Genomic DNA, 10,003 nt, shown 5'->3' with positions numbered 1-10,003 from the left:
GGTTCTCACATTAAATGCCAAAGACCCATCTTGAATCTCAATTTAACTGTACATTCTCAAACTATGTGTACAGCTAACCTTCTGAAATCGTTGACAGGCGATTCTCACGATTAACTGCAAAGCGACACTGGCAGTTTGGCCGAGGCAAGGGAGAGAGTCTCGTCGAACTCTTCGACCGATTTCGCGCCGAAGACCACGCTCGAAACCGCCGGATGACGCGCTGGAAACTGAAGCGCTGCAGCGGCAAGCGGCACATCGTGCTTTCTGCAGATTTCTTCAAGCGCCTCGACCTGCCGGAGCACTGGCGGCGTCGCCGGCCGCATGTCGTAGAACGCGTTCTCTCTTGCGCCGGTGGCGAGAATTCCAGAGTTGAACGGCGATGCTGCGATCCAGGCGATGTCATTTGCCTGACAAAACGAGAGCAGTGGCTGGCTCGCGACACGCAGAAGCGAGTACTCACCTGCCGGCATCACCACGTCGAGTTCGACGCTCTCCGCGAGTTCGAGGCAGGCGCGCCAATCCATCGCGGCAACACCGATCGCACCGACAACTCCTTCGTCCTTGAGCCGCCTCAATTCCGGATATGCGCCAGTTCGCGCAGCCTTGACGAGATCATCATAATCCGCACCGCAGATCCGATGATCCAGATCATGAATGAAAACGGCGTCGAGACGCTCGACACCCAACCGTGCCAAGCTCCGTTCCACCGATCGCCGCGTCGTGTCGGCCGAGTAATCGAAGAAGCTGTTCTTGTTTTGCGGATCAATGCTCGAACCGGTGTGGTTTTGGTATCGCCCGAGCTTCGTGGTCACGCGGAGCTCGTTACGCGAAAAGCCTTTGAGGGCGTCGCCCAGTCTTCGCTCGCTCTCACCGCCGAGATAAAAGGCTGACGTGTCGAAATACCGGATCCCGGCTGCCCAGGCTGCGCGAACAGTCTCGATAAAGGCGGTTTCACCCCCAGCGTTCGCCAAGCTTCCGGCACCAATACCCAGCGTCGGGAAAATCACAGGCGCATTCATCAAACCGGTCTCCTCTTGATATCGGACACTTCAAGAAACTTACGCAACGCCGCGCCGGCGACCTGGCCCTGCTCGCGAAAATCAAGTCCGCGCAGGGTCCTGCTGGGAGCTTCGACGCTCAGCGGCATCCCGGCCGGGAGCGCGTCGACCAGCGCGGCGAGAGGAAATTCTCCTTGTCCGGGCAGCAGTCGGTTTTCCCTGGCCTCGGTTCGCCGGTCCTCGAGCGACGCCGGCGCCACGATAGGACCGTCGCATATCTGCATGTAGGCGAAGAGCGCCGGATCATATGCGGAAATGTCTGCCGGCGCGGCGCCGGAGCGAAAGAACTGCAGGGCGTCAATCAGCAGTCGGCCATTCGGAGCACCGACATCGGTCACCACAGCCGCCGCCTTGTCGAGCGAACCAACACTGCAATAGGTGATGAATTCGAGTGCTACGATCAGGTTCAGCGGCTCGGCCATCGCGCAGATCGCCGCGAAATTCGCCCGGAGCCTGGCCGCGTCGTTATCGTTGCCGACGACGAGCACGTGGCTCGCGCCAAGTCGGGCGCCAGCTTCGAGCGCCGGCCTGAGTCGGGGCACCTCTGTGTCGGGGCTTATCCAGATCGCTTCTATGTCGAGGAGCTTGACGCCGGTCTCGCGAAGTTTGTTTTCGATGGCTCCGATGCCGCCCGGCTCGTTAAGGACGTCGACCAAGGGATCGCCCGGTCTTGGAGCGACCAGGCGGATGCCGCAATGGCTGAACCCGCCTGCGGCCGCCGCCTCGATGAGGTCTCGCGGATGGGCGTAGATCATCGTTAGGTGATGAAGAGAGTGGATGGTCACCGATATACGTTCCGATGTTCGACGAAAGGCGCTCAGGAAGAGCAGTTTGGCTGGATTGGCTGCAACTCCTTAGTTTCATATGTAGAACGAATTCACAAGTGCGTTTTCTTGGTTGCTGCATTTTGGCAGGTCAAATTCGAACCGAGCCGCCGACATGCGCAGAGTGGTTGGATCAACGTAGCTCGGACAATAGCAGTTCACGAAATCTCTGGCCTGCCAGACTGATCGTCCCGAGCGGTGTGACCAGCGCCAAAGTCAGAGGCGCCAGGGTTGGGAACCCGTCTTTTGGCTCCAATGCTCTGAGCTGACTCGGTGGGCTTGCCGTATCGAAGACGGGCAAGGCTGTCACGGCGTGACCTCCGCGGACGGCAGCTTCAATCGTCAGGGAAGAATCGGTGACCAGGACCGGCTCCCACTTTAGCCCCTTCTGGTCGAGCGCCTGGGTCATTTGCGACGCAATCGGTCCGTCAAGGCTCTGCATCACCAACGGGACGGGTGTGTGTTGGGACGGATCGGCGTCTTGGCCCGTGTACCATTTCACTTCGATGTCGCGGATGGGGCCAGAACAAGAGCAGTGCGATATCGTACGCGGCCTTTATCAACCAAAGACAGCAATATCCTTGTGATACACCGCTTTCCGTGCGATTCTGCGGTCCGCTCCGGAGGTGACGATTATGTCTGAAATGATAGTGGCAACGCTTTCCAATATTCGAACAGTTGAAGACATGATTGCCGCATTCCGAAACGAAGAGCATTGCCGTCGTTTGCTGGAGAGCATGGTGTGGCCGAATGGCAGGATCTGTCCGGCCTGTGGTTACAAACACTCGATCGCGATAGCTGGCCGAGACGTAGGCAAGCGCCGTGCGCGTCCCGGTCTCTATCAATGCTCCAGCAGTGATTGCCGTTTCCAATTCACGGTGACAACGCACACACCTCTGCATGCCACGAAACTTCCCTTGCGCACATGGCTCAAGGCGATGTGGCTGTTGCTGCAATCGGACAAAGGCTTGTCCTCGATCCGTCTCGCCGAGACACTCGGGGTGAGCCAACCGACCGCCTGGCGGATCGGTCATGCGCTCCGCCTCATGGTGGCGCGCGAGCACATGCTCGATGGCACGGTGGAAGTCGACCATTTCTATCTTGGTGGAAGGCCAAGAAAGCAACCTGATGGGCCGCCACCGGGGCGAGGCCGCCAGGGGCAGGCAAAAACGGAAAAGACGCCGGTCGTGGGAATCGTGCAGCGACCGGCAGACGTCACTCCCGGATCAAAAGCGGGTGATGCCCGCGCCGCTGTCGTGACCGGCCTTTCATTGCGTGCTGCCGTGAACGCAATGACAACACAAGTTGAGCTGCATGCGCACTTGATGAGTGACGAGGCTAAGGCGTTCGTGGCTGTAGGCGAAAGCTTTGCCGCACATGAGACGGTCAACCACTCCAGTCGCGAATATGTCCGGGATTCCGTCCACGTCAATTCAGTCGAAGGGTTCAACGCTCGAGTTCGCCGAACCATCGCAGGTGTTTTTCATCACATCAGCCCAGAACTTGCAGACCTTTATTTTCATGAAATCGGCTTCCGTTGGTCCCAGCGTATTGTCACCGGTCAAGCCGTGCGAAAGAGCAGAAGCGGCAAGGAAAGCATGAAAACCCTTTGGTCACGGGTGCCGCCGGCGCTGCAGTTACTCCAGGTGTTCCGTGCTGCCACTGGCCGCCAAATGCGCCGAAGCCACCACGGCGGCATCACTATCAAATCCGCCGTGGCTGTCTTTGGTTGATAAAGGCCGCGTACGATTTCGGACTGCTCTTGTTCTGACCCCATACTGCGCAGGAAGATTTGCGTGGCCGAATGATTTGATCGGTTCCGCTGCCAAAAAGTCCCTCACACACAAGCGCGGGCGCGGTGCGTTGACGTTTGCAGCTGTCATCGCACCGTCAACCTGATCCCGCTCCGCGTCTCATCCTGGTCGCCGCGCTGCAGGCAAACCCTTAGGTCAAAAGGGCGCGGATAATGAGGCCGACGATTGCGACCGTGCTAACACCCGCCAGCCACAGAGCGACGAACCATGCGGTCTTGCGGATAGTGTCGTTCATCAGTGGTATCCCTCCTCGGGGTCAATTTTGCCGCGGAAGACCCAATAGGCGTAAGCCGTGTAAGCCAGGATCATCGGCACGAGAATGACCGCGCCGACGAGCAGGAACTTCAGCGAGCTTTCCGGTGCCGCGGCCTCCTTGATCGTGAGCACGCCGGGGATCATGTACGGATAGAAGCTGACCCCGAGGCCTGCGAAACTCAAAACGAAGAGACCGAGCGCTGCCAGGAAGGGCTGCACGTGCTTGTCATGGGTGAGCCCATGCCAGAGCACAAATGCGCAAAGTGCCAGCAGCAACGGCACGAAGGACGAGAAGAAGGCCGTCGGCCACCCGAACCAGCGCTCGAAGTACATCTCGTTGATGAACGGCGTCCAGAGCGACACGACGCCGATCAGCGCCAGAAGCGCGAGGCTGAGGGGCCGCGCCAAATTGGCAGAGCGCGCCTGGATGTCGCCGCTTGTCTTCAGATTGAGCCAGGTGACGCCAAGCAGCGCATAGCCCACAAGGACGGCTACTCCGGTCAGGATCGAGAACGGAGTGAGCCAGTCCCACCAGCCGCCGGCATATTGCCGGCCCTCGACGGCGATGCCTTGGACGAGCGCTCCCAGAGCTATCCCCTGCATGAGGGCTGCGACAGATGATCCGATCCAGAAGCCGAAGTCCCACAGGTGGGACTCGTGGTGGGTGCGCCAACGGAACTCGAAGGCGACTCCCCGGAAGATCAAGCTGACCAGCATCAGGATGATCGGCATGTAAAGCGCTGGAAGAATGATGGCATAGGCAAGCGGAAACACGGCCATGAGACCGCCACCGCCGAGCACCAGCCACGTCTCGTTGCCGTCCCAGACCGGCGCGATGGAGTTCGTCATCACGTCTCTATCGCGCCGGCTGCTGAAGAACGGGAAGACGATGCCAATTCCGAGATCGAAGCCGTCGAGGACGACATAGGCAAGGACGGCAAAAGCGATGATGCCCGCCCAGACGAAAGAGAGGTCAATGGCCATGATGTCCTCCAAGTGGGTGTTCTTGGGTGACGCAGGGCGTGACACCTGCCGTCCTGATGGGCCCGGCATCAAGTTCTTGATCGCTATCCAGAGGCGTCGGCGGCCTGCGCATGAGCTTTATGAGGTAGTAGACTCCAACGCCGAAGACGATGAAGTAGACGGCGATGAATATGAGAAGCGACGTTCCGACGGCGGGAGCGGAGACGGGAGAAAGGCTGTCGGCGGTCCTGAGGTGCCCGTAGACCGTCCATGGCTGGCGACCGACCTCGGTCGTGTACCATCCGGCAAGCACCGCCACGAATCCGGATCCCCCCATCCAGACGGAAGCGCGATGAAGCCACGGCGTGTCGTATAGCTTTCCCTTCCACCGCGCCCAAAGAGACCACAAGCCGATCCCGAGCATCAGCAATCCCAGAGCGACCATGATCCGGAAGGTGACGAAAGGCATCAGCGCCGGAGGACGCTGGTCACGCGGCCATTCCTTCAGCCCCTTTATCTCGCCGTCGAGCTCGTGTTTCAGGATCAGTGAACCCAGCTTTGGAATCTCCACGGCGTAACGCGTGGTCTCCGCCTCGTCGTCCGGAATGCCGAACAGGACGAGCGGCGCGCCGTCCGTGTGCGTCTCGTAGTGTCCTTCCATGGCAGCGATCTTCGCGGGCTGATGCTCAAGCGTATTCAGGCCATGCAGGTCGCCGACGAATATCTGGATCGGGGTCACGATAGCCGCCATCCACATCGCCATCGAAAACATGATCCGCGCCTGACGGTTCTGCCGATCCTTCAGGAGGTGCCAAGCCCCGACAGCACCGACGGCAAAGGCCGTGGTGAGGAAGGCCGCCAGAACCGTGTGGGTCATCCGGTATGGAAACGACGGGTTGAAGATGATCTGCCACCAATCTTCGGGAATGAAAACGCCGTTGGAATCGACGCTGAACCCGGCAGGTGTGTGCATCCAGCTGTTCGCCGAAGTGATCCACGTGGCCGAGACCAATGTGCCTATCGCTACCATGGCGACGGCCACCATGTGGGCGGCGTTGCCCACACGCTTGCGGCCGAACAGGGCGATCCCGAGGAAGCCCGCCTCCAGGAAGAAAGCGGTAAGGACCTCGTAGCCGACCAGCGGACCGATGACGGGTCCCGCCTTGTCGGAAAACGACGACCAGTTGGTGCCGAACTGATAGCTCATGACGATGCCGGAAACGACGCCCATGGCGAATGTCACGGCGAAGATTGTCTTCCAATACTCGAAAAGCTTGAAATAGGCTTCGTCACGGCTCCAGAGCCAGAGCCCGTTCAGAACGGCCAGGTAACTCGCGGTACCAATTGAAAAGGCCGGGAAGAGAAAATGAAACGAGACGGTAAAAGCGAACTGTATTCGCGCCAGAATCTCGGCTTCGAGACCTAGAAAGGTCATGACGGCTCCATGGCGCAGGCTTCGGCTCGGTTTGCCGGAGCCTGACTTCATAACATAAAATCGTGCATAGTGCCCATCGGCACTACGCCATAAAGTAGGCGCGCCTTGATACTAGCCAAGACCTTCCTATGCCACACGTCTCAATGCCACGCCCATTGTCGGGCCAGATCGTAGAGTTGCCACTTGTCTTTACCGGCTGCTGGAGGTTGAGGGCATAGCGTTGGTTTCCCGCAGACGCGCGGCCTTTGCCAACCAAAGACAGCTACGGCAGATTTGATGGTGATGCCTCCGTCATGGCAGCGACGCATTCGCCGGCCGGTAGCACCGCGGAACACCTGCTGCAATTGTAATGCAGGAGGGACGCGTGACCAGAGATTTTTCGTAAATTTCCTGCCGTTTCTGCTCTTTCACAACACGTGGCCGGCGACAGCGCGCTACGCCCATCGGAACCCGATGTCGTGAAAATATAGATCGGCAAGTTGCGGGCTGATGTGATGAAAAACGCCTGTCGCTTTGCACTTACACGCAAGAATGCGGCGGTTTGGCAGAACGTGGGCATTTAATTATGAGAATGAAGGCGTCCAAATTTTCAAATTAACTGCATCTGCGGGAGTGTTTTGCGGGATGCGTTGATGAAGAACGGCATTGCTTCCCCGTCGAAACGATGCCGATGCAATCCAAACGTGGACTGACGCAGCATATCAAGCATTTCTGCTCCTCCAGAATGCACCATCGCGACACCGGCCAGGAGGGCAGGGCGCAAATGCAACGGCAAAACCGGGTTTTGCGGCGTTGGAAAGCTGGTGCATATTTCGGCAAGGAGGTCATCGAGTTCCGGAATGATTTCCCCAGCACCCTGAACTCCACAGTTCGTCCTCGCCTGGAAACGGAAGTACTGCGCTCCGTATGAGTTGCAGACGTACAATTCCGGCTGGCGATGCCCAGGTCTTTAAGCCATGTTCGGCTTCATCGGTGAGCAGCTTTTCGCCGCGCAGAGCCGCAACGCGATATTGCTGGAAAAGGGAAGGGACTTCGCGTCCGTCGGCATCCCGGAACTGGTTTCCGCAGAATGGGCATGTAGCGCGTCACCCCAGAAGCTGGCTTCGCAGGATCGGCGCCGGTTCCGTATGTTCCGGGATGCACCCCGTGCAGACCTGCGTTGGCCAAGCGGCGATGAGGCGGCGCGATGATTGCGCGACATTTGTGAAGGTCACTTTCGGTAGATAATGAGGCTGATGAGATAGGGTCTGATATTCTCCAGGACCCGTTTCGATGCGACTGGCGCGATGCGCACTTCGCAGAATTCCGAGATTTTCCGTTGAAAATGACGTGAGCAATATCTTGTTTTGGCAAGCTAATATTCCTTCTCGACCCCGATGCCGAGGGCGAGCGGAAATAGGAGCTGTCGTTTAACAAAGGAAGTATCGGATAACTCGGAGTGCCACAGGGGCGAACTGTCGGATCAACCTTGTGTCCGAAAAACCGGGAGCAGGCCAAAAATACGATACTTCTATGAAGATCGCCTAGGGAATTCCTGGCTACTTTCGAGACGGCAAAACGGAGCGTTTGTTGATGCCCTGACCGAAAGGCAGTTCTGGCCCATCGTTCTCGATTCCACATTGTCCTCGTCTGCCGCTGGGTCTCGTGGCGAGAGCGTTTAGATGTATTCGAATTTCGACGATCTTGCTCCGCGGATTCTTGGCTTAGGGACCGATGGATCGGTGCGGCGCTTCCTTCGCGATTCCAAGAATCGTGGGGCACCTCCTTGTTTTATTGGACCAGCAATATTCCCACGCTGCTTCGCCAGTCTAATGTTCATGCTTTTTGGCCAATTCCAAGAGCTTCTCTTCTTCTCGCTGAATGAGTTCCTTGAGTTTGGCCCGCTGATCTGGATTGGTCTCGTCGGCAAGTCGCGCTCGAAAATGCTCGATCGTTTTAAGGATGGCGTAGTGGCGCATAATTTTCGATCTCGCTAATTGAGGTTTAGCCCATCCGCTGCCGCTCATATTGACAGATGTCAATTCTCTGCAAGTAGGCGCCCTGGCCGTTTGTGGCAAGGCACGAGCTAGTATTCTTATCGAAGTCAACCATTCCGTGAGCCTTCGCCCAAGCTTCGCCATTGGCGGGAGCGAGGTTCGGCAGGAATAATTGCCGAGCGGTGGCTCTCTCCGACGGGGCCGCATTCCGGGCAGGCTCACGGTGGTAAGTCCGTGGCGCCGCCGATTACACACATGAGCGGGTCGCACGGACCCAGGCACTGCGGGGTGCAGTCTGTCGAGCGCGAGTCTGAGTAAGCCCGCAGGGATGGTTGACAAATCGGCGTATTAAGGGGGCACTTGGCGCGTGCGAGTGCGGACGATGGAGCTCTAGCGGCGCAGCCATGCACAGCCTGCGTCGCTCGCCGGTTACCAATTGTTACACAATCGAACCATGTTTCACGCCAACAGCATTCGGCTGTTACCGGTCTGGCGCAAGTTTGCACCATCGACTGTACGGAGACTGCATCATGTTCATGGCCAATCCTTATAATACTGTTCATACTCATAAACCGACGCCGCATGCGAATGGAGCCAGTTGCCTCGACCGTCTTTTCGTCAAACAGCCTGTCGAACATTTAGCCTCTGGCCAATCGCTTTTCTTCGAAGGCGACGACGCAAAGCACGTCTTTCAAGTCGTTGAGGGAACACTTCGAGTTTTCCGGATCATTTCCGGCGGACGGCGTGTCATTACCGGGTTTCTGGACGCTGGAGATATTGTCGGAGTGTCGTTGCGCGGTCGTTATCTCTACAGCGCCGAAGCGATAACTCCGTCTGTTGTCAAAAGGTTGGCGCGCCGACAATTCGATGCCGCCGTTGCATCCGACGAAGGGCTGCGTCCTGTCATCTTCGCTCGCGTTTGCGACGAAATGGCTGCGGCGCAAGATCAAATGGTACTGTTATCGAGCAAGAGCGCGGAGGAACGTCTGTGCACCTTCCTCGTCAAGTATCTGAGGCGAAACACGGTGCCCGGATGCACGATCATTGAGCTGCCAATGACCCGGCTTGATATTGCCGACTATCTGGGCCTCACGATCGAGACCGTCTCTCGGACCGTTACGAAACTGGCCAACAAAGGAATTCTTGGTTTCGAAAATCCTGGCCTCCGCCATACGATCAGAATCGAGCGGCCCGGCATGTTGGCTCAACTTACTGGCGATGGCGATGATCATGAAGACCTGCCCGGCGACTTGCTCGCTCTCCGTGAACCACGCCGCCATTAGGTCTGGGTCACTCACAGGCGAGGCGAAGCCGGGAGGACGTGCTGCACCCAACGATGAGATCCTTCAACCCGACGAGGCTATGCCGTCAGTAGTTCCGGTGATTGCCTCGCAACCCAGGCGGAAATGTCCCAGGCTGACGAAGCAGAGGTTTTTCGCTTTCGGTCGTCGAGCCGATTCCCCTTTCCCTGGATCCATCATCAACGAAGCGAACGGGACGGTGACGAACATGGCAAAAGACCGAAACGAGCGTACCGAGGAGGAACTGGACCTGCGGTCGATCCTGGATACGGTTCCCGAGGCGATGGTCGTCATTGACGAAATCGGTATCATCACGTCTTTCAGCGCCGCAGCGGAGCAGCTTTTCGGATATTCGGCGAATGAAGTTTGTGGTCACA

10 protein-coding genes and 1 pseudogene are annotated in these 10,003 nt (G+C 57.9%); 5 read left to right on the top strand and 6 right to left on the bottom strand.

Annotation, left to right across the window (positions count from 1 at the left end; genetic code table 11):
• Window positions 1-110: 110 nt before the first annotated feature.
• The 3 genes from ABK249_RS33450 to ABK249_RS33990 all read right to left on the bottom strand — a co-directional run bounded on the left by ABK249_RS33450 (window position 111) and on the right by ABK249_RS33990 (window position 2,384).
• Window positions 111-1,019: an aldo/keto reductase gene (locus tag ABK249_RS33450; RefSeq protein ID WP_210057252.1), complete on the bottom strand. Its 909-nt coding sequence runs from the start codon at window positions 1,017-1,019 to the stop codon at window positions 111-113.
• Window positions 1,019-1,843, bottom strand: coding sequence for a sugar phosphate isomerase/epimerase family protein (locus tag ABK249_RS33445; protein ID WP_210057254.1), 825 nt, complete (start codon window positions 1,841-1,843; stop codon window positions 1,019-1,021). The genes ABK249_RS33450 and ABK249_RS33445 overlap by 1 nt, the downstream gene beginning before the upstream one ends.
• Window positions 1,844-2,015: 172 nt before the next feature.
• Window positions 2,016-2,384, bottom strand: coding sequence for a LysR substrate-binding domain-containing protein (locus ABK249_RS33990; protein WP_210057255.1), 369 nt, complete (start codon window positions 2,382-2,384; stop codon window positions 2,016-2,018).
• A 133-nt stretch (window positions 2,385-2,517) separates the two neighbouring features.
• On the opposite strand from ABK249_RS33990, the gene ABK249_RS33440 reads away from it, so the two are divergent.
• Window positions 2,518-3,615: an IS1595 family transposase gene (locus tag ABK249_RS33440; protein WP_210057257.1), complete on the top strand. Its 1,098-nt coding sequence runs from the start codon at window positions 2,518-2,520 to the stop codon at window positions 3,613-3,615.
• 315 nt (window positions 3,616-3,930) lie between these two features.
• Here the strand turns inward: ABK249_RS33440 and cydB are convergent, their stop codons facing one another.
• From cydB to ABK249_RS33425, 3 genes and pseudogenes are all read right to left on the bottom strand, one after another.
• On the bottom strand, window positions 3,931-4,935 hold the full coding sequence (cydB, locus tag ABK249_RS33435) for a cytochrome d ubiquinol oxidase subunit II (protein ID WP_210057259.1): 1,005 nt from the start codon (window positions 4,933-4,935) through the stop codon (window positions 3,931-3,933).
• Window positions 4,925-6,349 (bottom strand): cytochrome ubiquinol oxidase subunit I, encoded by a 1,425-nt coding sequence (locus ABK249_RS33430; RefSeq protein WP_210057261.1) that lies wholly within the window; start codon window positions 6,347-6,349, stop codon window positions 4,925-4,927. The genes cydB and ABK249_RS33430 overlap by 11 nt, the downstream gene beginning before the upstream one ends.
• A 251-nt stretch (window positions 6,350-6,600) precedes the next feature.
• Window positions 6,601-6,855: pseudogene (locus ABK249_RS33425) on the bottom strand (IS1595 family transposase); the annotation flags it as partial.
• Between the two features lie 450 nt (window positions 6,856-7,305).
• Here ABK249_RS33425 and ABK249_RS33420 point away from each other — a divergent pair.
• The 4 genes from ABK249_RS33420 to ABK249_RS33405 form a co-directional block, all read left to right on the top strand.
• Window positions 7,306-7,539 (top strand): hypothetical protein, encoded by a 234-nt coding sequence (locus ABK249_RS33420; RefSeq protein WP_210057263.1) that lies wholly within the window; start codon window positions 7,306-7,308, stop codon window positions 7,537-7,539.
• A gap of 471 nt (window positions 7,540-8,010) precedes the next feature.
• A complete protein-coding gene (locus ABK249_RS33415) occupies window positions 8,011-8,325 on the top strand; it encodes a hypothetical protein (RefSeq protein WP_210057265.1) in 315 nt (104 codons plus the stop codon).
• Between the two features lie 530 nt (window positions 8,326-8,855).
• Window positions 8,856-9,608 (top strand): cyclic nucleotide-binding domain-containing protein, encoded by a 753-nt coding sequence (locus ABK249_RS33410; protein ID WP_407722198.1) that lies wholly within the window; start codon window positions 8,856-8,858, stop codon window positions 9,606-9,608.
• A partial coding sequence (locus ABK249_RS33405; protein ID WP_348864903.1) for a PAS domain S-box protein occupies window positions 9,544-10,003 on the top strand: 460 nt, incomplete at its 3' end. The genes ABK249_RS33410 and ABK249_RS33405, both read left to right, overlap by 65 nt.

Source organism: Neorhizobium phenanthreniclasticum (genome assembly GCF_040066075.1).
Taxonomy (GTDB): Bacteria; Pseudomonadota; Alphaproteobacteria; order Rhizobiales; family Rhizobiaceae; genus Neorhizobium; species Neorhizobium petrolearium.
This window is presented reverse-complemented; position numbering and strand designations above follow the sequence as displayed.